Raw genomic sequence first — 22,751 nt, 5'->3', positions numbered from 1 at the left:
ATTGACAAAACGACACAAACCACACATTAATTTCATATTAATAAAACTCACCAAACATTAACTATTATTCACAAAAACTTCTTTTAGGATTAAGCTGTATTTTCACAAAAAACTCACACAAAATTAAATACCTATAACATTTAAAAGAAATAGAATTCAAGCTTACAAATCATGTTCGTAATGATAAATGCGAACGATTAAATAATACTAATTTAAACAGTAAAAATCATCATCATAGATTGCTAAAAATCAATTAGATGAAAAAATTATATCGGTACAATTTTCTTCAAATCAATCCTTAAAAAAACCAAGTTAAAATAAAACCGAAGACCTCAATTTGATTATGCTTATTTTTCAACTAATATTGTCTCAAAATATCTAATTTTTCAACTTAACGACATTACCTATGAAAAAAGCATTGTTATGCTTAACTGCCTTGTTTTTGATATCTTTTGGAACGCAAGGGCAATCTATTTGGAAAGTGGAAAAAAACGGCAATACGATGTATTTGGGAGGGACCATCCATGTGCTAAGAGCCGAAGACCATCCCTTGCCCGAAGCTTACGACAAAGCATTCGACGCCTCAGACAAGGTCGCTTTTGAAGCTGACCTTGACAAAGTAAACGACCCAAGCTTTGCTCAACTGATCATGTCCAGAAGCGTATATACAGACGATCGCACTTTGCAATCCGTGCTGAAAGAAGATACCTACAATGACTTGGCAAACATGCTTGAGAAATATCAACTGCCAGCAAGCCAATTGCAAAAGCTTAAACCATCGATGATCCTGTTGATGGTCATGGTTTTGGAAATGCAGAAAAATGGCATCGGCACTGAAGGCGTTGACAAATTCTATCATGATAAAGCCAAGAATCAAGACAAACCCATAGCTTACATGGAATCGGTAGAAGATCAAATAAGCATAATCACCAACATGGGAGAAGGCAATGAAGATAAGTATGTCAAATATTCTCTAAGAGACATGGAAAATATGATTGCCGACCTCGAGGAAATGTTGAGTGAATGGCGAAAAGGATCTACCAAATACTTCAACAAACAAATCAAAGAAATGAAGTCCGACTATCCTGACATCTACCAGCAAATCCAAGTGGATAGAAATAAACTATGGTTGCCTAAAATAGAAAAAATGATGCAAGATGGAAGCACCGAATTTGTGATGGTAGGAACTATGCACTTGCACGGCAAAGAAGGACTTTTGAAAATGCTTTCAAAAAAAGGATATAAAGTGAGCAAATTCGACTAAACAAAGCTTATAAAACAGTACTATAGAATACTCTATATAATCAAGTTCATTAACAATCTGCCATTGAAAGCGCGCTTCAATGGCATTTTTATTTCAAATGAAATTTTGTATCCCGAAACAAACTAAGAATTAATATGCATCATTGATGAATTTTTAAAATAAAATAAAAAACAACCCAAAAATTCAGATCATTTCCCTTCCCCATCGTTGTATTCATGTCTATTTATTTTCATTTAAAGAACTGCAATCACAATGAATACCATTCCTGAATATATGAAAGCCATTATTCTCACTGGACATGGAGACTTTGATAAATTGGAATACAAGGAAAAGGTAAAAACGCCTTCCCCATCTGCCAATGAAGTGCTCGTGGAAGTCCATGCGGCAGGCGTTAACAATACGGATATCAATACACGCATCGCTTGGTACTCTAAATCTGATGCAGATAGCGATGATGCCAGCTGGAGCGGCAATGCCTTGCAATTTCCTCGCATACAAGGTGCTGACGTATGCGGCACCATCGTAGATGTGGGAGAGAATATTGACAAAAACAGAATTGGAGAAAGAGTATTGATCAATCCTTGCATTAAAACCGCTAATGGCAAAGCATTGGAACAACCATGGTATTTTGGGTCTGAATGTGATGGAGGTTTTGCCGAGTATACGGCAGTCGATTCTACTCATGCTCGCGCGATCAAAAGCGATATGACAGATATTCAGTTAGCATCATTTCCATGCTCATATTCCACAGCTGAAAATATGCTAACCAAATCAAAAGTAAAGTCAGGAGAAATAGTATTGATTACCGGAGCATCCGGCGGAGTAGGTTCCGCTGTGGTCCAATTGGCTAAAGCACGAGGAGCGACTGTCATTGCGATCACAAGCCAAACCAAAGCATTGGAAATAATGGATTTGGGGGCTTCAAAGACGCTTAACAGAAAGGATTCTTTTGTCGAAACGCTAGGAAGAAACAGCGTGGATGTAGTTATCGATATGGTCGCGGGAGAGAAATGGCCGGAATTGCTTGATGTGCTCAAGCCAGGTGGACGTTATGCCGTTGCCGGCGCTATTGCAGGCGCGGAAGTGAATCTTGATATTAGAACGTTATACCTAAAGGACTTAAGCTTTTTTGGATGCACAATATTAGAGCCTGAAGTTTTTGAAAACCTTATCAAGCGAATAGAAAATAAGGATATCAAACCACTCGTCGCTAAAACGTTTCCTCTATCTCAAATTGTGGAAGCTCAGGAGTTTTTCCTTGAAAAAAAGCATGTGGGAAAAGTAGTCCTTCAAGTCAAATAAACAAGAAAGCACGCCCAAAATCATAGCTCAACGGATGATGTCTGTATTTTAGGCGTGCTTTTCACTTTATAATATTTCAATAGGAATCATTCATAAATTCATCGATAAGTTTGGCAACGGCATCATCCGACTTGCCATAACTAACAATTCGAACATCCAAATTGGTATCTTGAAACTTTTTCAATGCAATCATTAAAGATTCAAGTATCCATTCCATTCGATTGCCAAACGCGCCTCCGCCTACCAGCGTAAGAAACACTGTCTTATTTCCTGTTTTCTCAAAATTCGCCAAAGCCGCCCACAAAGTGGCTTCATAAGTCGCTTCCAATATCACTCTCGCAAATGAAGCCCAATACCATGACTCTATCAAGCTATAAGCAACGGGCAAAGCAGAACAATATGCTTGGGAGACTAAATGTCCCCTTTCCTCCAAAGTTACTTCAGTGTCCCACTGAATTCCTATTTTCAGCTTGCCTTTCAATGCTTCTCTGGACTGCTCATCAAACTGGGAAATCTGTTTATTGATATTTAGAATTCCTTCAAGGCTCATCAAAGCATAACCATTTTTCATTTCCCAAAGCTGATGGTCTTCATTGCCTAAAGCTTCGCCAATCAGCTCTAAACAATCAACTTGGTCATAGACCGTTTGTCCTATTTGGCCATTCAATGGAGCAAAATAATTTCTATAAATCGTTCCAGCTCCGCATGCCACAGCGCATGCCGGACCTTGGGTTCTGTCGCGGTCATAAATATCAACGCCCTTTTCCGGACTAATATCAGGGTCAATCATTTCAAGCAAATTAAACTGCGAAGCAGCTTGAAACAAAGCTCCCTCATTCTCAAGGTCGCAATGCAATTCCTGCACATTCGCCACAACTTGACTGAGCTTAAGCTTCCCAGCAAAAACTTTCAGATCAACTCTTTTTCTTAACGCCTCCAAAGCTGGAATTTCAAGCTTGCCCGCTTGAAAAGATTTTCCATTGAATTTCGACTTTATTCTGTTTCCTTCAAGGCTTATATTTCCATGAACATAATCACGCGAAATTTCCTCAAACCCCATCAACTGATTAAACCACATATTTTATACTTTTTCAACAACCTTCCTAAATATATTACTAATTGCATCCATATTCTAATGATTAATCATTTCTTCCCATTCACTTTCTCATTTTTCGAATAGATCCCTGAATACTTTCCCATCAGCGCTTAACCGTGTAATACCTTGAAATATTAATAAACATATATTCATGCTACTTTAAAGCAACTATAACTTATAACCATAAAAAATGGAATCTAACCATCAATGCAAAGAACATGATTGTCACATGGGCTGCGGTTGCTACAATCCGGCAGTTCATATGATTGACAAAAACAGCAAAAAAGTGCATAAAGACTTGAAGCCTTTGCCTCCCATCTTTCCAAAAGACAATAACTCCCTGATAACAGAAAGACATGAAACTGTCTGTGAAGGCATTATCTTTTACGGCGGAATCATCAGGCCAATTATGTTTGAAGGCCAACTCGATGCCAAGCGAACAGTAGAAGCCATGGCGATAGAAAATGGCGTCATTAAAAACTTGGGAGAATTCAGCAATTTGTCCGCCATGTATCCGGAATTCAAAAAAGTGAATATTGGAGGAAAAACCATTTTACCGGGCATGATTGAACCTCATTGCCATATCATTCCTTCCTCCATTTTGCTGGAATCGGGATTTTGGATTGACTTAAGTCCATTTGCCGACCAGTCGCTACTCCCTTCATCGGAGTACAAAGTAGACAAAGCAATTGAAAAGTTAAAATCCGGCATTGAAACTTTGGAGCAAAACAGTGATTACAATGATTTCTGGCTTTTGGCTCAAGGCTTGGATACATCGCTTCTGGAAGATTGGATCAATTATGACAATCCATCCAAAAACATCTTGAATCTTGTTGACAACAGCGAGCTGGACAAAGTTTCAACCACCAGACCTGTAATGGTCATCTCAGCTTCGCTTCATACCTTGTATGTCAACTCAATCGCTCTAGAAGTCATCTGGGAAAAGCAAAATGAAGAGTCATTGAACAACAACCCTCAGGCAAAGGAATTTATCAAAAAGTACCCAAGCTCCGATATCTATAAAAACAATAAGGGAATTCTTCAAGAAATTGAGCAAATGGCTCCTGCCTTAGAGTCTCTACCGGATATTCAAAACTTGTCCATCCAGCAAACGCTCAGCTCAACTGAAAACAACAGCATCAGAAGTTTTTTCAAAACCTCTCGTAGCAGAGGCGTGACAATGGTTTACGACGCAGGCATGACAGCACCATGGGCGGAGAACTACTTGAAATACAAAAGCAATACCGTCCAAAGCGGTATGGAGTGGGGAATCCGCATTGGCATGGCATACGCTTATAATGATAGCTTGCTAAGAGCTGACGCGGAAAAACAAGTGCTCGATTTTACACAGCAAAAATTCAAGTTTCCAACCAAAGAAACCATCAACGCTTATTGGGGAAGCGTAAAACTGGTTGGAGATGGGTCTAATCAAGGACTTACAGGTTATCAAAGCCAACCGTACTCTTGCCCTACTTTCCCGCCTGAGGTAGAGCCGTATTTTGGAATTTTCAACTTCAAAGATGATGCTTCCTCGCAACATACTATTCCGAACAATCAAGCTCCTGACTATTTCAAAAATCTTGTCACTAAAATTTCTCTCAATGGTTGGCCATTAATGATTCACGCAAATGGCAATCAAACAGTAAAATACACATTGCAAGCCTTCCAACAGGCTTACAAAGCTTTTCAAGAACTCAACCAATATACTGCGGAAAAGTATTCCGAATTAAGGCATAGAATCGAACACTGTTCATTGTTAGACAGCGATGATATCGAAGTCATCAAAAAACTGAGATTAAATCCCAGTTATCTAATTGGCCATGTCGGATATTGGGGATATGTATTCTCATCTTATATTTTCAATAGAGAAATTCCATCTGCTACAAAAGATCAAAACATCATCAAAGTAAATGAACTTGACTTGTGCAAATCCACTTCCAATGAAAACTGTCCTAGGCCTATTACTCTACATAGCGATTGTGCCGTTTCACCAATTGGTCCGCTTAGAAACATGGAACAGGCTTACACAAGGTTCATGGAATCAGACTACACCAATCGAAAAATACTCAACGCAAGCGAAAAGCTAAACGCTTCGCAGGCTTTGGAAGTAATCACATATAACGCAGCTTGGCAATGCCATGCGGAACAATTAGTAGGCTCCCTTGAAGTAGGCAAATTGTCCGATTTTGTCATATTGGAACAAGATCCACTTGGAAATGCTTTCGACACTCCCGAAAAGGCATATCAAAAGCTTCGCTATATTAAAGTCAAAGAAACTTGGGTGGGGAAAAATAGGTTTGACTACACTATTGCCTCGCCAAACAACTAATATTGTTAAAAAGGCGGTTGAAACCGTCTTTTTTCAAACCATCTTATAATATTCAATAACAAGCGATATTCAAGCAAGTTATTCATAAAAAAGATGAGACAATTTGCTTTTTTTCTTATGTCATTGGTCTTCGCATTTTCGTTTGTGTCTTGCAAAGAAGATGAAAAAGAAATACTCAATCAAGAGCTAAACATGTTGATTGATAATATTCCTGAAAGGCAAAACATCTTTGAACCAGTAAATGTCAATGTCCACCTATCTCATACAGATCAACTATCGAGCATAAAACTCTACAAAGGCGACAGCGTAATCATGATGAGCCATGGCAATGACTTCACTGGAGGAACTTATCAACTGCATTATACTCCAGTCTTGGAAGACAACAATCAAAATGTTGAATTCGCAATCGAGGCCATGCTAATGTCTGGATTTCTGGAAAAACAATATTTCCAAATTCAGTTCTCTTCTATTCCCACTCGCTTAATCACTGACACTGTACGTCTCGAAATACAGAGCAATAAACCTATTTCATTAAGTTTTGGGACAAACGGTTTAATTATTGAGGATTTCCCATCTGAGTTTCAAATCAACACCCGAATATTAAACATACCTCAAACCGCTCATCCTTTCTTTTACGCATACACTGATTTATTCTCAGAGTATTTAACGGTATACCATAGAAGCTCATTTCCAAATTTCTATGATATTGCCGACCCAAAATCCTTTTTCAACAACTATACGAAAAATTTTTCCAATGAATACAATTCACAATTCAACTATTATAATCAAAAGATCTCATTCTTTAACCTAAGCAAAACACCGTATGACATCGCATCGAATGTTGTCAAATTTCAGACAGATCAAGGCGCAAAAGGATTTGTTTTAATATTGAAAAATCGCCTAAACCCTAACTCTTCATTAGATGAAGCTACGGGAGAATTCAGTTTTGTCGCGAAATATATTTTGGCTGAATAAACATTAATCAAAAAACATTCTTTGACCAAGCTTTGCGCTGATACCCCTATTCAGCATCCAAGTCAACTCGAAACATTGCTCAGCGAAGTTTCTCCAAAATGGGAACGGCCTGCTATAGTCCAAACTTCTCATTTCCAAAATAGGACCCTTGAATTGTTGACCTTCTCCAACTTGATCAAGCTTGTCTCCATAGCCTCCCATAGACTCAAGTTCATATGCTCTTAATCTTTTTGGAAAATGACGTTGTGTCAACAAGTCCTTGCCTTTTGCCATTTCAAATAGCCAATCTTTTCGCTTCAGGCCTTTCAGCGTGTTCAAATGAACAGGATGTTTTTTATCATGATATACTCCTCTGGTAAAAAACTCAGCTTCCAAATCCTCCGTTTCATTTTCCCTGCACAGCACTTCAACGATCTTTTGCCATAAAGCGCCATCATCTTTCGTCAATACTTCTTTCTCAGGCAACATATTGAACATAGTGGCATAATCAGTTCTTGCAAGTATCATAAACGCCGATTTGGGATACGATCTGATGGGAATTTGAGCGGAATAAAGCGTTTGAGCGATCAAAGCCAAAAAGCCTTGAAGTTCAGAGCTGAAAACCATGCCAACTTCTTTTTGAACTCTATCGACAATACTCATAGTCTCCAAAAGCATATCCGATAATGAATTAGACCACATATTCTTCGACCATTGGTCTTTACCTGAATCCACTATCGAATCCAACAACCCTTTAAGCCTATTCATGGCTATGCCCAAGGTAATCTGCACTGTGCCTACTCCTCCTCCCTTCTTATAAATCACCGTTCTGCGATATTGGGGAGGAACGACTCCATGCTTATCAAGTCGTCCCACTTCTATGAAATTGGTTTCCAAACCTGAGATCTTCTCAATCTCCCACATCAAAGCCTCCAGAGAGGTAAAAGCTTTTATCAAATCTTCATGCCCTTGATCACTCTCCTCGAAAGGTTTGGTAACAAACTCGACATATGGCATGCTTCCCTTTTCTCCTGAAATATCCGCTTTTAAATCAAAAAACTCAGAATGAAGAAGAGTTTCATCCTTTTTCATGACGGAAATACTGGGTCTAAACTCAAGCGCGGAGGCACATTCGGCAAACTCCATCAATTGCTCAGGCGATCGAAACAATTTATAATCCCCGACTTCCACTTCGTAGCCTACCGCTCTTTGGATGGGAAAGCCTGACGACAAGTCAGGAGGCATCTGAGAACAAGAATTGACTCTTTTCCCCTTGGAATCATTTTTTGTATTTTTTTGACTTTGAATATACATACCTATGCATATATATGACTTAAGAGAAGTAATAATGTTTATTAAAAATAATTAAATTACATTATTATCAAATTACATAAGCCTATTATGCTAGAATGGAACACTATTAAGGATTTGCCTATTCATGAAAAAGGTATAGGAAATTTACATACAGGAATCAATGTTGATGACTTTTTAGAAAATTATATTGACAAGAGGCATATATCTGATAATAGAATCAAAACCACAACTTTAGGAACTGACATATTCATCTATACTTTGTATAACATCGTAGAAATTCAGATAAATATCCGCAGACCAATTATTGACACAATAAAAGTTTATGGCAATTATTCTGGCAAACTTCATAATAAAATTAGAATAGGCAGCAAAATAAATGAATTAACTAAACTGGGCATGAAATACAGTGTAAATGACAAAGAAATAGTAATCGGCGATAATCAAGAAATAGGCATACTTGTAAATGAGTCCGACAGTCTTGACACTCATTCATCATCATCAAAACTAAAGAACTATACCATCAAAGCGTTTGTTATCAAATATCCATTATGGAAAAGCGAAATGGAAATCTCTAAACCCTCTGAGAAGTCCACATGGAAATCAATAACTAAATATTTCAAGAAAAACTAATCGTAAATAATTTCCCTCTTTAAGTTAAACTAAAGTTAAACGCTTTGTGATTTTTCTGTTCACGAGATTCTGTATATACATTCGTATCAAACAAAATCAATAACAGAAATCACAATATCATGAAGATTATACTTTTATCCATTGCTTTCATACTTATCCCAATAGCGTCATTCGCTCAGTCAATAGACGATCCTATTTCTCAACAAGACATGAGAAAAGATCTTGAGATATTCAAAAAAACTAGAATCGAAGCGAATTCAGGGCTATACAAGTACAGAACAAAATCAGAAATTGACAGCATATACCGTTGGGCAGATAACCAAATCCCACATTGTCGCACAATTCTGGACTTTTACAAGGTGATTACAAAACTGTCTGATTTTGAAGGAAGTTTGCACAATGATGTCTCATTTTCTGACAGACGATTAAAAAGCACAAAAAAAGAAAATGACGGCTACTTTCCCTACCCTATAAAAAAAATAGACGGAAAATGGCTCATGAATCAAACTACTGAAGAGATTCCTTTAGGATCTGAAATTATAAGCATCAATTCCAAACCTATCAACCAAATCGAAAAAGCACTGTATAAATACTATTCAACTGACGGCATAAATACCTCTGGAAAAGTTCATGGCTTAAATTCGTATTTCAGTTTATTTTATAGATATGAATACGGCCCATCAGTTACATTTGATGTTACATACAAAACTTATGAATCCAAACATACTGAATCGGCTACAATCAAAAGCGTTGATTATACTACTCAAGATAAAACAAATTGGAAGTTAAGACATAGCAAACCTTTTGAAAATAGAAATGGCGACAAAAAGTACAGCTTTAAACTCATCGACAGTCAAACAGGCTTGCTAACAATTAATACCTTTGGATTTGGCGGAAAAAGTTCCAAGGGACACAAAAAATACACGCATTTTTTGGATAGTGTCTTTACCGAAATAGACTCCATGCAGTTGGAAAACTTAATTGTCGATATCAGAGAAAATGGCGGTGGCAATGACCCCAACGATGTCGTTACTTACTCATACCTTACAGATAGAAGTTTTTCAGAAAACTCTCAAGCTTGGATTAGCTTCAAAAAAATCCCTTATGTCAGGTATGCTGCGACAAAGATTCCCGTATTTTTAAGGCCAATCGCCGCTATCAAATACAATAAAGAGTTTAAAAAAGAATTTACTAAGGAAATCAATGGAAACTATTATGAAGACAGCGCAAGCTGGAATCATAAAATCAGAAAACCTCACACTAAAGCATTCAAGAAAAACATCTATTTGTTGATCAGTCCAAGAGTTGCCTCCGCTGGCAGTTTATTTGGAGCCATGCTCGCTGGCAATAAAAATACGACTGTGATTGGTGAAGAAGCCATGGGCGGGTATTATGGACACAACGGGCATATCCCTTTTGGCTATATTTTACCTAAATCTAAAATCGCTACTTACTTCTTTCTGGTCAACCTAGAACAAGATGTTCCTCTAAAAGAGAATCAAATCTACAATCGGGGAATCATTCCGGATTATCATGTGAGCCAAACCTACGAGGACTATATGAATAATGTAGACACGCAAATGAAATACACTTTGGAAATGATTAAAAATTCCAGCGATTTGCAATCCAACTTGTAAATACCATCAACTATTTTTATTCATCGGTATGATAAAACTCATTGCTTTAACCCTGCTTTATTTAAGCCTTTCAATCAACGCAAGCGCTCAAACTACGAAACCTCTTGACAAAAAAAGCCTAAAAAAAGATCTGAATGAAATGCTCCAAACGATTGCTAACCATTATGTCTATTTGGATGGCAAAAACATCGATTTTGAATGTTTGCGGGAACATTACATTCATCAAATAGAACTTGCAAAAAATGATAAGGAAGCCTTATTGATTTTTGAATATGTAACCAATGAGTTTTATGACGGACACATAAGCCTTAACCGAAACAACTCCTCCTCTTACAGGCTATATTCGCCATTATACTTAGGACAAATCAATGGTGAGTCCGTTATAAAGAATGTATGGACAAGTCAGATTAATAATCTTGATGAGAATATAATAGAAGCGAAAGTTCTTGAAATCAACGGGAAAGACTTCCAGAAAGCAATTGATGAATTTCCGACATACTGCCATGATAAATCTGATTTAGAAATCAGGGAATGGATAGCCAATAAAGTCATTTGCGGAAGATACGACCAAAAAAGAATCTTGACATTGCTGATGCCTGATCATACCATCAGAGAACTGGACCTTGATCAGATTTCCATCAAAACCGAAAAGAAACTTTCAAGCAGACAAAAAATTGACAACTATGGCATCATTAGAATAAACGACAAGCTCTATGACAATAAACTCATCAATGAATTTGATGCGCATTTGGAAGAACTATGGGAAACGGATGGATTAATCATCGACCTTAGAAATACCATCAGCGGAGGCAATTCTTATGTTGCCAGAGGCATTATGAGTCGATTTATCGAAAAAGAAATGGCATATCAAATTCATAAGTTTGATGAGAAATACGACAAGGGCCCCAAAGTTGAGAGATCTTGGAAAGAATATGTTAGCCCAAGGGGAAGAACATACAAAAAGCCTGTCATCATATTAGTCGGTAGATGGACAGGAAGCATGGGCGAAGGATTAACGATCGGAATGGATGGGATGAGTCGAGCTATAATTATCGGAACAGAAATGCGCAGACTTATGGGCGAGGTAAACCAAGTTGATCTCATCCATCAAGATCTTACTTACCAATTTCCCACAGCCAAGCTTTTTCATATCAACGGAGCTCCACGCGAGAGTTTTATTCCCAAAATCTATATCAATCAAAAAAACAATCTTAAGGATGAAGCTTTAGAAAAGGCTTTGGAGGTATTGAAATCTCAAACACTGTAGTTGCTAAGTTTTACAATTATTATCACGAAATAAAATACTTAAAGTGTCGGAAGTTTGTGGTAAATTATTAATTTGTGTTTAAAATTATAATATAAATATGATTGAATATTTATTAAAAATTAAATCTTTGCTTTTATTTATTGGTCTATTGTTTCTCTTTGCAGGAGATAATAAAGATCATTTCTTAAAAAAAAATTTAATTACGATAAATGGAAAATTTGAAAAAAAATGGCAAAACAAACCATCAATCAGATCAAGTACACTCCAATACTTCAAGTTATCAAAATATCCATGTGAATTTCAATTACTTGCAGACTTTCAATATCTATTCAAAGAAGAGTCTTTTGATAAAATCATAGATTCTGGATCAACAATTAGTTTTGAAATTTTAAAAAGTGACAAAGAAAAACTACAATACGATAATACAATACTTCTTTTTGGTATCGCACATTACGAGGATATCATAATCGATTCTGAAAAAGCTATATCAATCGCCAACAACTCCCGAAAAAGCATATATAAAACTGGAATATACACAACCATATTTAGTTTACTTATAATTATAAGTAATTTTATAATGAAAAATTATAAAATAATAACACCTATACTTGTACTTTATAAAATCAAATACGATTTCAATAAGCTTAAATAACCAATTTTAAAGCAAAACATTTAGCTGTAACGGAGACATACTCCGCTACAGCTTATCAGCTTTAATAATCTTTGCTCTCACCATCATTTGGGATAAATACTTTTTCCAGCAATCCATGCTTATCAAGCTCTATTTTTAATTGAGCTCTTGTCGTCGGGCAATGATTAAGCGCTTCCAAGTGATTAGCCAATACTTGGTTTGGTGAATTTTTAACAAATTTGATAATGTCATCCATAGTCATCAACAAAGGCTTTCCAAAGTCCAATTGCGCCGTTCCGCAAGCGACCACGGAGATATCCGGCTTCATTTCATGAAGCACTTTATCAACATGCTCAGTATAAACAGTGTCCGCGCTGATATATATAGATTTTTCTTCAGGCATTTCAATATAAAATCCGACCACATGTCCCATTGGCTTTGAAATAAATCCATATCCGTGTATGGCTGGTATTCCTGTGATTTTTCCTCCTAAAAACTCCTCTTCTTTCCAATATTCCAATTTTTGAGTTACATTCAATCCCCTTTTGATCAGTTCTGAGGCATGATCAATGCTCGTTGTCACGGGAATATTTTTTTCCTTTAAAAATATTTCCGCATCTTTATCCAAATGATCAGGGTGCAAATGCGTCACTAGACAGTGAGTCACTTTATTCAAAATTTCATCAGACTCAGGCAGATCCACCAATGGATTTCTTCTGGGCTTGAATCTAAACAAGGTAAATGGCAAAGATGTACCTTTGGCTCCAAGCATCGGATCCACCAATACCACTTTGTCTTTATATTCGATTACTAAAGTCGCGTTTCTTAAATGATGAAGTTTCATGATATGTATTTTTTGAAGTTTCTAGATTTCAACCACACAGTAGTGGCTCTCCAAAAACTGTGTAGTTATTATTGGTTTGATGTGTTGAAAAGAATTAATTCTTGATATGCGATTTTTTATTTTTCTAAATGCGAGTACAATTCCTCTTGTGACCATTTTATGTAAAATGGATTGATTTGTTTTTCTACACCTATCGTCGTGCTTCTTCCATGTCCGGGATGAACCAACATATAGTCAGGCTGTGTATTTATCAATTTTAAAACAGACACTCTCAATTCCTCGACATTTCCTGTTGGACGATCCCACTTGCCGACTGTCGCTTCGAATAAAGTGTCTCCTGAATAAATATCGTGTCCTATCACGTAACACACGCTTCCGATGGTATGTCCGGGCGTAAGAATTATTTCGATTTTCTCGCCACCGATGTTCAATTCACTATCTTCATTCACCAATCTGATATCCAATGATTCAAATGAATAGTTTGGAAGTTTGCCAAAGAACTCAAAACCATTATTATAATTATCAATTAAGATTTCATATTCTTTTTCATGCAGATAAACAGGCACATCATAGCAATCCAGTGCCTCGATATGATCAATATGAGCATGCGTCAGCAAAATACCTTTGACAGTATAGCCTTTCGAATCTACATATTCTTGAATAAGCTCTTTTTGATATCCCGGATCAATGATAAAGCACTCGTTATTGCGAGCAAGCACATAACAATTCATCGGAATCTCTCCATCCAATCTTAATTTTTCGATCTCATTCATAATTTTCTCCTTTTGGTTAGCAAGCGAGTAAATTATCAAGAAGATTCGTTTGAAATATTTATCAAACATATTAGCTCCTCGATTATGAATACAAAGCTACGGCAAGCTTCTTTCTTGCGCCTTGATTCAAATCAAGAAAGAACTTAAACTCTTTTTCGAATACGGCTAAGCGTCTCCGGAGTCATTCTGAGGTAGGATGCAATATGATAAAGCGGTATTTCCTGAAACCATTCCGGCTTATTTTTCATTAGATCCAAGTACAGTTCGTCGGGAGTCAAACTAAAATGCTTGAACTCTTCCTCTTCCTTGATTTCAATAAGCTCGTTAAAAATATCGTCCACAAAGCTCTTCCCGCAACTGTATTTCATCATAAATTCATTGAACTTGCTCATGCTCATTTCCCGCGTTTTGACATCGCTGAGACATTCAAGGTTTCTTTTGGTCGGAATAGCATTCGTAAAGGTGAAAAAATCATTGACAAACTGAGGCCTAGTGTAAAAATTGGTGTTCATCTCTCGATCATCTTTTGCAAAATACTCTCTTATCACGCCTTCATCCAAAAAAATTAAATTGTGCACAACAGAATTCGCCTGAATTATCATCTTTCCCTTGTGATACGACTTGGAAACAAATGAATCTGAAAACTCCTGCAAACCTTCTTGATTAAAAGGGAACTTCTCCTTAAAAAACTGTTGAATCTTATCTTCTGTCTGCATTTGGACAAGCTTTGGGTTAGTGTTTAATTAAAATTATTTTCATATTTCTAACCTCAGAGATAGTTTACAAAACATCCCTCTTCGGCCTATTAAAAAGAGAATTTCTCTTTTTTCAAGCTAGAACTTTATACTTGGAAATAGCAAATTTCTTTTGATCGATCACTCAATTATAAAATACTACGAAAATCCGGAAGCAAATATCGCAATTCGATTAAGAAATTTATTCATCAACAACTCGACAACTCAACGCAATATTAAACTGTCCTTAAATTTATTTGATCGCAACACTGATTTAATTTAAAAGCTAATGCTCACTTTGAATAAACCTTTACGCCTGCTAAATGCTTAATATTTTGAAAAAGATTACCGAAAATTTGATAGAAATCTGAAGCCGTTTTTTTCTTGACATGTTTTTAAATCAGTGGAGACAAACTATTAGTAATAATGCCAAAACCCAGCGCAAAGGCTTAAGCTTAGCTCCTCCTCTCATGCCATCTACACAAATTTATCATTCTAGCCCTATTCAATGCATGATGAGCTCTGAACAATTTCGGAGATCATTTTTCTTGCAATCCACAAGCCTGGATGCCTCAAGCTTGGAACTGGGAATGTCCGCCATGAGCTTTCCAACTAAGGCAAAACCAAAAACAGATTCAAAGAGTCCATTGCCCCGATTATGCCAAAGTCTGGATGGTCTCATTTTTTTAAAAGAGGTATTGAAAGAAGAAGAAATGAAACCTAATCAAAGCAGAAAAAATTATGAAGCAAAAGAGAGCATTCTAACAAGAATCTACCAAACACTTTTTGACATCGAACAGTCATTTTTTCAATTGCAAGGAGAATATCCTGTTCCTCAACAAGCGTTTAAAGGACCTAAACATTCTTTTCCCCAAAGCCAGTTGTATCAAGATTTTTTAGAGGAGCTTGAAACCGAATATGGCTGGCTGATTCAACAATGTGAAAGACTTAATATCAAACTTCCCTTATCTCAAGAATTGCACAAGGAAGAGTACAGCAAACATGCTTTAATAAAAGGACGGCAACTCCCTATGCAAGTAAATGAAGTGTTTGACTTTTCATTTCCCGAGGGACTGTCTGAGAAAGCGAAAAAGAAACTGGAAGGAAGGGTAAAACGATGGACAGCACAACTTATACGTTATAATTCAGGTTTCAAATTTTTTGTAGAATTAAGCAGTCGTGCTATAAAAATAAAAATCGAATGGACTAAATATGATTTTGATTGGCCTGAACCTATGTCTAGTGGAATGAAGAACAGGCAACCCTCCTTAACAATACCATTAGACATAGACACTGGTTGGATGAGCGAAGTGCATGGAGTAAAATTCAAAGGCGATGCTTCTTGGGGTTTTGTTCCTCCGGCTTTGTTGTTTTTACAGCAAATGCTTGATTGCGCATTTCCTTTGCCCAAAAAGAAAAAAAAACAAAAACACTCCCCTGAAGCGTTGAATCTCTACAGAGACTTTCATGAAGAAGCCGGAATAAGTTATTTAATTGATGAAGACTACCAGCACTTCAGGCATTTGGAATGCTTGATGGAAGATATAGATGATCTTACTTGCAGTCAATTGCCAAGTGATTGGGTGAGGGTTGGCAGTAAAGCCAAAAAAGAAAACCATCCTTCGTTTTATTCAATGCTCGAAGTATCCTTGCCGATGCCTGCGTCGGAGAGCAAAGATGTCGTGCCTGTCCACGCTCCGACGATGACATATCCTTTTGGAGGTCAATTTTCGGTTTCTGCTCTATTGAACCCGGATATGGATTTAAATCCAGAATGCTTGTTGCCGTTTACCATGTCGCCACTCAGCAGTCAAGGCGTCTATGGCAAAGTGTATAAAATACATGCTTTGGACAAACAGCATGACATGCTCTTGAAAGATATCAAGGAACTGCAAGAAAACTGCATTCGCAAAGTACAGGAAATTGAGTTTCTGCCATTCCTCCCCACAGAAACAGCGCAAAACTTTGAAGAGGTCATCAAGTTGCTAAGCTTCTTCAATAAAGGCCTGACACTAGAAGAGTCATCCTATAGATATTCTAAAGAAGAAGTTGCTTGGCAAAGGGAAACTTACCAAAAAAGGCTCTCGGAACTAAATAGCAGGATGAACAAATCCAATAAATTTCTACATATGGGTAGAAATGTAATGCTCAAAGGCACTTTAGCAACTGGTCTTCTGCAAGGAGAACAAGCTTCACAAATGTCCGCGTTCATAGGCATTGTCGAAGAGATGAACAGCAAGTGCGAACAATTGGCGCGCATATTATATGTGAAATTTATTACTGATAAGAGCACAGAAAGTTCATTTGCCGGAAATCCGGAGAGAGAGAGTTTAGCCAGCAATCTATTGAATCTGATAGGCAAAAGAGTTACCGCACCTAAAACGCAAATACTCCGCAAAGGCGGAACTCAAATGCGTGCCTTAGGCGATTTTATGCAAAGAGCGCCTGAGCTAGGTGCTCTTTGCGAAGATGTGCAACGTGTGAACGCTATGAGAAGCCAATATCCAGCGATGGTCATGGAAAGAGCTCCCGGTTACACGATGAAAGAAGTTAGAAGCGTCAAAGGGCCATCGCCAAGCTATCATAGATATAACATGCTCTCCAACCCTAAAGTGATGGCGGCTTTGGGAGAACTGTTTGCTTATGACCTTTGGATGGGCAATCATGACCGGTTGAAAAAAAGAATACATGGAGGCAATGTCTTATTCAATGCAAGCTTTCATAAAAATGAACAAAAAGGATTTCCAACCATGGAACTTCATGATCCAGTGGTTTCAGCGATAGACAACTCCATTCATGCAGTTGGTCTGTATCAATTGTTGGAAGTAATCAACCCAACGGCTTATGCCAAATTTTCGCAAAATGGGCAAGAAGATCCCGATTTCGAAAGACTAGTGACAAGCATAAAAGACAAATGTATTAATTATGATTTTGTGGATTCTTTTACAGTAAATAAATACCGTGAACTTGTCGAATTGCTTCGATTATTTCTAAAGGATTTTATTGCCGGCCAAAGCTCGCATAATATGCTGAATAAACACTTTTTGATGGGAGAATTAGAGGGAGCGAGATTTCCGTCTTTTCTAGCTTTGGATATTGGTTTTGTGGAAGGCTTGCTGAACCTTATCAGCAAAGGCAGCGTCATTGAAACTTTAAGATGGGTGAATATATCCGGCTCGGAACATGAAGTGAATAATCTGGTGACTGGATGGCAGTTGATCACACAAATGATACATGAAGTAGGGTATGACGAACTAGTGATAGCTTTGGCAGAAGCAAAATCAACCATAACAGGAGTAGAATAATACGAAATAATCTATTATGCACTTGAAATAGAGCTTCTCTGATTATTTAAAAAAATCAACCTCCTCTTTCAACTCCTCCTCTGGTACATCAATAATTTTTATATTTAGATTAATTTTTCTTTTTTCATATTCATCCAAAGGATTAAGATAAAATTCGGTTTGAGCTTTTAATTTTTCAAATACTTCTGTCATATCTTTCCCTTCAAATCTCACTAATGAAAGTGTATGACTATAATCTCGAGGAAAAAAATCTAAAACTCCATACTCCCTTGTGAAAAAAATAGTTGATATTACACACTTTGGAATAAAACAAGATGATTGATCTCTGGCAACAAACTTGTAAACTTCAAGAATATCATTTCCTAATTGAATATCTATCATCGAATCAAGCTCATAGGATTTTCTGTAATCTTCAAAGTCAGCACAAATCAACTCATGTCCAAAAATTGTTTGTTTTTGACTATCATATTCCAAAATCAGCTTACAATTTTCATCAAAACTATATGAATAACGGACTGAGTTATCCGACAGATCTTCGCAAATCAATATTGAATTAATAAAACCATTATATTTTGTTGTATCTGATAAGCCCATCGAATGAAAAACCGCCTTTTTAATCTGCGAAAATGACTCCACAGAATAAATCAAACTAAAAATAATACAGAAAAATAAAGTTCTTACCATTTTTAATGATTTACCTAATCCTATATCTATGATCATGTGCACAGTTTAATATTATCTCCACATCTTTACCAGAAACGCGTTCGATGCTTTTGGAGATTTCTTCAAGTATTTTCCTTGCTTTTGGATATAATATCTCATCATTGAAATACACCACAATACCTACAAATTCTGTATCGTAAGTATACTCATCTCCATCAACAATATAATAAGTCCACTCGCCTCTCTTCTCAACGACATGTTCCATAGAGCCGGGCGACATTGCCTCATCCCAACACTCTAAAGGAATATCAAACTCATCTCCGAACTGTACGTAATCTTTCTTTCTGATTATACTTTCAAAATCACTCCCTACCCAATTATTGACATCAGGATTTTCTGTTAAAAAAGAAGCTGTCCTCTCCTTATCCTCTTTTTCAACTCTTCTGAATTCTTTCTCAATATTCATAGAGTCAGAAAGATATTGCTTTCTATTGAATAGCCTTTTTAAAAATGAAGTAATCATATACAGTAATTCTAACACCCAACTGATTCTAAGAAAGCTACACACTTGACCAATTCATTTTCATCGGCAAAAGACGATAAAAATAATGTAGGCAAGAATACATTGTAATGACGAGATGCATCAATTATCAAATCCAATTTATTATCCCCGTCAAGATCCCCTGCCCATAATATATTCGGTTTGTTATCATCCATATTATACTTAGCAATCAAATTTTGAGTAATTTTTTCACCATTTTTCTGTGCTGTTATGTACATTTTATAGTTTGCATCAACCAGATTTCCATCGCTCAATAAAAATCTATCCGTATTTTCATAAATACTATACTCAATTGAATCCATAACCAATGAAATTGTATCCTTCATTATATCCAAAGAGGGTCGACCAAAGTCAACTTGAAAATCTTCCAATTTCTGTTCATGTAATTCAAACCTGGTCGTAGCAATGAGCATCAGACAATTTTGAGCGCTGTCGGCAGTAATTTCCCATCCTGTTTTTTCCCCTTCGCTATCAAGAATTGGATCAAATGATCTTTCCATTTTGACATTCAATCTCTTTAAGCTTGAAGAATCACCTTCGATTATCAACCCGTACCAATCTTTTCCTTGCGTAACTCCTTCCTGCAATTCATCCCCATGAAATTCACTCAAAAATAAAAAAGATAAGTCTTTGATGACCTGTAAATTAGGTAGATCCAAAGAATCATAAATGATTTCTTTATAACTTTCTACAGATATAAGCTCTAATTCACCTTGTTCATTCGCGCTTCTTGATTGACTTTCCAATTTTAAGTTAGCAAAACTATCAGACACTAATTCGATCTCTTCTTTTATTTGCTCAATATGAATTCCAGCCTCTTTAAAGGTAACATTATCATCTTTCTTGGGCTTATTACAAGCCAAAAGGAAGGTCAAACAAACCAATAGCCCCTTATCAAATCTCATATCAATAATTTTAGATTCTCTTCACAATTAAAATACGACGATTATTTTACAAGAATCATAATTTACTTCAACAAACTTAAATTATAATTTAAAAACTTGAAAAACTAAAATTTACCACTATATTTAAATCACCTATCAATTGAATTGCAAAGCTAAAATAACTCTATTGTTATGCTTGACACTGAAATAAAAGAAATAAAAAAATCATACAAGGAAGCTTGCCCGAATTTCGACAAACTCTATTCGATAAAAAGCAAATTACTTTTGCTAAAGAACCAATATCCTGACAATATTAAAATTCTTACCAATCTGGGAGCTGTATATTCCGATTTGGGAAAGCCAACTGAAGCTTTGCCCTTGCTGACAAAAGCGAAAAGTTTGGGCTCAAAAGACGCAAACCTGCACCGAAATATCGGCATAGTGAAAATCAAAATAGCTTCCGAAAGAAAAAATGCAATCGAGTATTTTCACACAGCTTCTCAATATGAAAAAGACCCATTGACAATAGAAGCTTATTTTGATCCTCATGGCCATTAGGTCTTTCAAATAATAAAATGCTCAATCCACAATTCCTTTCTCGAAATAAGGGATTGAACATGACCGATTTTAATTATTAAAATATTACCACATTATCCGATGCCCTAAAGTCAAGATGCACCCAGCCACCATACTTGTTGTCTCTGGTGGTTTTTAAGATATTCTCGATTCCTCCAAGACCGAACTCACTATGCAAAAGAGTTTCCATCTCGTATATTCTTCTCCATAATTCAGGAGCTGGGATTACGGAGCATTTCACATCAATCGCTCTTCCAAACCTGTGCAAGCTTAGCGAATCGCTATTTCTCTTATAATATTCCGGTTCCCTAAAGCCAGAATGTTGGTAAGTTCCTCCTCCATAAGCCCAATTATTGACTGTCAAAGGAACACCGCCGAGGTTTTTCCTGATAGCTTCCAACATGGGCAATACTTTATCATCCATAAGCAATAAAGCATTTTCACCCCACTTTTCATGAACTCTTGGAGAGACGAGCTCGTCTAAGCAAAAATTCTTGCTCACTTGTATTCTTCTCATAATACATTATTATTTGAATCGTAAAAAATCGCGAATCGTATTCAGCCTGCTATTTTGAAAGGCATCAATTCAAATCAGTATTGAGTGAAGCATTAGTTTTCCGATGTAATTGCAAGTCATCAAACATTTGAGTCAAAATCAAAGAAACATATACCTTTATGTACGATAAAACAATATAAGCTAAATTAGCTCGCCATTCTTAATCTCAAAGATTTTGAACGAAATATTCCATTTACCTCCTTCGATGAGAGATTTCGCTATTTTCATATCCTTGAAAACAGAAAGTTTATTTTGATCGATTTCGTGTATTCATTAACCAAAAATGCAAAATGGATTTATATCAAAAAAACAACTCCGCTACACCTGATTTCATCATAAGTTCAAGAAAAAGCCAGTAGATTGCTCTACCAGCTTGAACCTAAAACAAAACTAAAATGGAAGATTACCAAACTCCCACGTTAACAAAAACAAGTGCACTACTCACTGTGTAAATACTGTTTCATATCTTAATGAGCTTTTCCCATTACGAACATTTCAAAGGCTTAAATCAGATTTCATTCGAGAAGACAACACACTCACTTTTACATGAAGAGAGCGCCCCTGAAGGCTACTCCCTATCATGTTGAAAAAAAAAGAAAACTCAATATGCGGTGTTTATCATTAACTTTCAATATGAATCTGCTTCCTAAAGCAAAGCCTTCAAATCATTGAAAACGAAGGAGGAAAAATCCTCCTTCTCCGTTTCCCTATGGATTCATTGAATCAAAGAAAAGGCGTGCCTTTCAAACGATAGGATAAAGGTAATAGATCTGCTCTCGCCTTGTAAGTAATACACTGTTACATCCCTGTAACATATGCTATAACCTCATAATGTCCTTAAACCACATAATGCCTAAGCAAAATCAGATTTTGTCATGATTTAACGAATATCATCCCGTCAGCAAGCATTTTACATTTGTCGAATCACTAAAAAATATGATCTATGAAAAATGTAGCCATTGTCGCATTTTTGTTTCTCATGTCTATGCCCGCATTGGCACAGCATAAGGAGCATCACCATGTAGGCATCTTTCTGGGGGGAGATAGCAATGACCATTCTCCCATAGGATTAGAATATGAATACAGAGCTGACTCCCACTTTGGCGTGGGGATTTGCACTGAGTTTTTTGAAACTGGAGGCGCTGAACACAAAGCCGGTACTGAAGGAATTATTATTGGAGAAATCATCTACCACCCCATCGCAGGGCTAAAGCTAATGGCCGGCCCGGGAGTCATCATTAATGATAATGAAAGTGAATATGTCACCCGCATTGGCACTGGATATGATTTTCATTGGCACCACCTGACGATATCTCCAACATTGAACATGGACTTCCATAACAATAAGCAAGATCTGGTCTATGGTTTTGGGCTTGGTTACGCTTTTTAAAAAAAGTGAAAGGCCAGACCTCTAACTGACCTTTCTAGGA

The 22,751-nt window shown here is 36.7% G+C and carries 20 protein-coding genes; 11 read left to right on the top strand and 9 right to left on the bottom strand.

Translation table 11 applies throughout. The features are described 5' to 3' along the window. Positions 1-406 precede the first annotated feature (406 nt). Positions 407-1,264 (top strand): TraB/GumN family protein, encoded by an 858-nt coding sequence (locus AABK36_RS21210; RefSeq protein WP_309942203.1) that lies wholly within the window; start codon positions 407-409, stop codon positions 1,262-1,264. A gap of 252 nt (positions 1,265-1,516) precedes the next feature. Continuing rightward, entirely contained in the window at positions 1,517-2,566 is a 1,050-nt protein-coding gene (locus AABK36_RS21205) for an alcohol dehydrogenase family protein (RefSeq protein ID WP_309942207.1), read from the top strand. A 76-nt stretch (positions 2,567-2,642) separates the two neighbouring features. Here the strand turns inward: AABK36_RS21205 and AABK36_RS21200 are convergent, their stop codons facing one another. Next, complete coding sequence (locus AABK36_RS21200; RefSeq protein ID WP_309942208.1) at positions 2,643-3,644, bottom strand: hypothetical protein; 1,002 nt, start codon at positions 3,642-3,644, stop codon at positions 2,643-2,645. Positions 3,645-3,852: 208 nt separating this feature from the next. On the opposite strand from AABK36_RS21200, the gene AABK36_RS21195 reads away from it, so the two are divergent. Both AABK36_RS21195 and AABK36_RS21190 read left to right on the top strand, forming a co-directional pair. After that, entirely contained in the window at positions 3,853-5,991 is a 2,139-nt protein-coding gene (locus tag AABK36_RS21195) for an amidohydrolase (RefSeq protein WP_309942211.1), read from the top strand. A gap of 93 nt (positions 5,992-6,084) precedes the next feature. After that, positions 6,085-6,966: a hypothetical protein gene (locus tag AABK36_RS21190; protein ID WP_309942213.1), complete on the top strand. Its 882-nt coding sequence runs from the start codon at positions 6,085-6,087 to the stop codon at positions 6,964-6,966. A gap of 3 nt (positions 6,967-6,969) precedes the next feature. On the opposite strand, the gene AABK36_RS21185 is transcribed toward AABK36_RS21190, so the two are convergent. After that, a complete protein-coding gene (locus tag AABK36_RS21185; RefSeq protein ID WP_309942215.1) occupies positions 6,970-8,259 on the bottom strand; it encodes a hypothetical protein in 1,290 nt (429 codons plus the stop codon). Positions 8,260-8,346: 87 nt separating this feature from the next. Between AABK36_RS21185 and AABK36_RS21180 the strand changes: the two genes are divergently transcribed. From AABK36_RS21180 to AABK36_RS21165, 4 genes are all read left to right on the top strand, one after another. Further along, positions 8,347-8,889: a hypothetical protein gene (locus AABK36_RS21180; RefSeq protein ID WP_309942218.1), complete on the top strand. Its 543-nt coding sequence runs from the start codon at positions 8,347-8,349 to the stop codon at positions 8,887-8,889. Positions 8,890-9,008: 119 nt separating this feature from the next. Beyond that, positions 9,009-10,526 (top strand): S41 family peptidase, encoded by a 1,518-nt coding sequence (locus AABK36_RS21175; RefSeq protein WP_309942220.1) that lies wholly within the window; start codon positions 9,009-9,011, stop codon positions 10,524-10,526. Between the two features lie 28 nt (positions 10,527-10,554). Continuing rightward, positions 10,555-11,793, top strand: coding sequence for a S41 family peptidase (locus AABK36_RS21170; RefSeq protein ID WP_309942221.1), 1,239 nt, complete (start codon positions 10,555-10,557; stop codon positions 11,791-11,793). A 97-nt stretch (positions 11,794-11,890) separates the two neighbouring features. After that, positions 11,891-12,445, top strand: coding sequence for a hypothetical protein (locus tag AABK36_RS21165; protein ID WP_309942224.1), 555 nt, complete (start codon positions 11,891-11,893; stop codon positions 12,443-12,445). A gap of 61 nt (positions 12,446-12,506) precedes the next feature. On the opposite strand, the gene AABK36_RS21160 is transcribed toward AABK36_RS21165, so the two are convergent. From AABK36_RS21160 to AABK36_RS21150, 3 genes are all read right to left on the bottom strand, one after another. Further along, positions 12,507-13,268: an MBL fold metallo-hydrolase gene (locus AABK36_RS21160; RefSeq protein ID WP_309942229.1), complete on the bottom strand. Its 762-nt coding sequence runs from the start codon at positions 13,266-13,268 to the stop codon at positions 12,507-12,509. Positions 13,269-13,384: 116 nt separating this feature from the next. Continuing rightward, positions 13,385-14,041, bottom strand: coding sequence for an MBL fold metallo-hydrolase (locus tag AABK36_RS21155; protein ID WP_309942232.1), 657 nt, complete (start codon positions 14,039-14,041; stop codon positions 13,385-13,387). 143 nt (positions 14,042-14,184) lie between these two features. After that, a complete protein-coding gene (locus AABK36_RS21150; RefSeq protein ID WP_309942237.1) occupies positions 14,185-14,757 on the bottom strand; it encodes a Crp/Fnr family transcriptional regulator in 573 nt (190 codons plus the stop codon). 488 nt (positions 14,758-15,245) lie between these two features. Between AABK36_RS21150 and AABK36_RS21145 the strand changes: the two genes are divergently transcribed. Continuing rightward, positions 15,246-18,080 carry a hypothetical protein gene (locus AABK36_RS21145; RefSeq protein ID WP_309942240.1) on the top strand — a complete coding sequence of 945 codons (2,835 nt, stop codon included), beginning with the start codon at positions 15,246-15,248 and terminating at the stop codon, positions 18,078-18,080. Between the two features lie 42 nt (positions 18,081-18,122). On the opposite strand, the gene AABK36_RS21140 is transcribed toward AABK36_RS21145, so the two are convergent. The 3 genes from AABK36_RS21140 to AABK36_RS21130 are packed head-to-tail and all read right to left on the bottom strand — an operon-like array spanning position 18,123 to position 20,210. After that, a complete protein-coding gene (locus AABK36_RS21140) occupies positions 18,123-18,800 on the bottom strand; it encodes a hypothetical protein (protein WP_309942241.1) in 678 nt (225 codons plus the stop codon). Next, positions 18,775-19,266, bottom strand: coding sequence for a hypothetical protein (locus AABK36_RS21135; RefSeq protein ID WP_309942243.1), 492 nt, complete (start codon positions 19,264-19,266; stop codon positions 18,775-18,777). Before AABK36_RS21135 ends, AABK36_RS21140 begins: the two co-directional genes overlap by 26 nt. Positions 19,267-19,277: 11 nt before the next feature. After that, on the bottom strand, positions 19,278-20,210 hold the full coding sequence (locus tag AABK36_RS21130) for a hypothetical protein (RefSeq protein ID WP_309942245.1): 933 nt from the start codon (positions 20,208-20,210) through the stop codon (positions 19,278-19,280). Between the two features lie 171 nt (positions 20,211-20,381). Here AABK36_RS21130 and AABK36_RS21125 point away from each other — a divergent pair, with 171 nt between their 5' ends. Next, the gene (locus AABK36_RS21125) at positions 20,382-20,747 is read left to right on the top strand and encodes a tetratricopeptide repeat protein (protein ID WP_309942247.1); all 366 of its coding nucleotides are present in this window, start codon (positions 20,382-20,384) and stop codon (positions 20,745-20,747) included. Positions 20,748-20,823: 76 nt separating this feature from the next. Here AABK36_RS21125 and AABK36_RS21120 read toward each other — a convergent pair whose 3' ends face one another. Beyond that, complete coding sequence (locus AABK36_RS21120; protein ID WP_309942249.1) at positions 20,824-21,282, bottom strand: hypothetical protein; 459 nt, start codon at positions 21,280-21,282, stop codon at positions 20,824-20,826. A 982-nt stretch (positions 21,283-22,264) separates the two neighbouring features. Between AABK36_RS21120 and AABK36_RS21115 the strand changes: the two genes are divergently transcribed. Further along, positions 22,265-22,711: a hypothetical protein gene (locus AABK36_RS21115; protein WP_309942251.1), complete on the top strand. Its 447-nt coding sequence runs from the start codon at positions 22,265-22,267 to the stop codon at positions 22,709-22,711. The last annotated feature ends 40 nt before the right edge of the window (positions 22,712-22,751 follow it).

Origin of the sequence: Aureibacter tunicatorum (assembly GCF_036492635.1) — a bacterium.
Taxonomy (GTDB): domain Bacteria; phylum Bacteroidota; class Bacteroidia; order Cytophagales; family Cyclobacteriaceae; genus Aureibacter; species Aureibacter tunicatorum.
This window is presented reverse-complemented; position numbering and strand designations above follow the sequence as displayed.

What these genes read in the sequence shown, in the direction of transcription:
- AABK36_RS21210 (WP_309942203.1), top strand. Translation starts at nt 407, where the DNA reads ATGAAAAAAGCATTGTTATGCTTAACTGCCTTGTTTTTGATATCTTTT.
- AABK36_RS21205 (WP_309942207.1), top strand. Translation starts at nt 1,517, where the DNA reads ATGAATACCATTCCTGAATATATGAAAGCCATTATTCTCACTGGACAT.
- AABK36_RS21200 (WP_309942208.1), bottom strand. Translation starts at nt 3,644, where the DNA reads ATGTGGTTTAATCAGTTGATGGGGTTTGAGGAAATTTCGCGTGATTAT.
- AABK36_RS21195 (WP_309942211.1), top strand. Translation starts at nt 3,853, where the DNA reads ATGGAATCTAACCATCAATGCAAAGAACATGATTGTCACATGGGCTGC.
- AABK36_RS21190 (WP_309942213.1), top strand. Translation starts at nt 6,085, where the DNA reads ATGAGACAATTTGCTTTTTTTCTTATGTCATTGGTCTTCGCATTTTCG.
- AABK36_RS21185 (WP_309942215.1), bottom strand. Translation starts at nt 8,259, where the DNA reads ATGTATATTCAAAGTCAAAAAAATACAAAAAATGATTCCAAGGGGAAA.
- AABK36_RS21180 (WP_309942218.1), top strand. Translation starts at nt 8,347, where the DNA reads ATGCTAGAATGGAACACTATTAAGGATTTGCCTATTCATGAAAAAGGT.
- AABK36_RS21175 (WP_309942220.1), top strand. Translation starts at nt 9,009, where the DNA reads ATGAAGATTATACTTTTATCCATTGCTTTCATACTTATCCCAATAGCG.
- AABK36_RS21170 (WP_309942221.1), top strand. Translation starts at nt 10,555, where the DNA reads ATGATAAAACTCATTGCTTTAACCCTGCTTTATTTAAGCCTTTCAATC.
- AABK36_RS21165 (WP_309942224.1), top strand. Translation starts at nt 11,891, where the DNA reads ATGATTGAATATTTATTAAAAATTAAATCTTTGCTTTTATTTATTGGT.
- AABK36_RS21160 (WP_309942229.1), bottom strand. Translation starts at nt 13,268, where the DNA reads ATGAAACTTCATCATTTAAGAAACGCGACTTTAGTAATCGAATATAAA.
- AABK36_RS21155 (WP_309942232.1), bottom strand. Translation starts at nt 14,041, where the DNA reads ATGAATGAGATCGAAAAATTAAGATTGGATGGAGAGATTCCGATGAAT.
- AABK36_RS21150 (WP_309942237.1), bottom strand. Translation starts at nt 14,757, where the DNA reads ATGCAGACAGAAGATAAGATTCAACAGTTTTTTAAGGAGAAGTTCCCT.
- AABK36_RS21145 (WP_309942240.1), top strand. Translation starts at nt 15,246, where the DNA reads ATGCCATCTACACAAATTTATCATTCTAGCCCTATTCAATGCATGATG.
- AABK36_RS21140 (WP_309942241.1), bottom strand. Translation starts at nt 18,800, where the DNA reads ATGATCATAGATATAGGATTAGGTAAATCATTAAAAATGGTAAGAACT.
- AABK36_RS21135 (WP_309942243.1), bottom strand. Translation starts at nt 19,266, where the DNA reads ATGATTACTTCATTTTTAAAAAGGCTATTCAATAGAAAGCAATATCTT.
- AABK36_RS21130 (WP_309942245.1), bottom strand. Translation starts at nt 20,210, where the DNA reads ATGAGATTTGATAAGGGGCTATTGGTTTGTTTGACCTTCCTTTTGGCT.
- AABK36_RS21125 (WP_309942247.1), top strand. Translation starts at nt 20,382, where the DNA reads ATGCTTGACACTGAAATAAAAGAAATAAAAAAATCATACAAGGAAGCT.
- AABK36_RS21120 (WP_309942249.1), bottom strand. Translation starts at nt 21,282, where the DNA reads ATGAGAAGAATACAAGTGAGCAAGAATTTTTGCTTAGACGAGCTCGTC.
- AABK36_RS21115 (WP_309942251.1), top strand. Translation starts at nt 22,265, where the DNA reads ATGAAAAATGTAGCCATTGTCGCATTTTTGTTTCTCATGTCTATGCCC.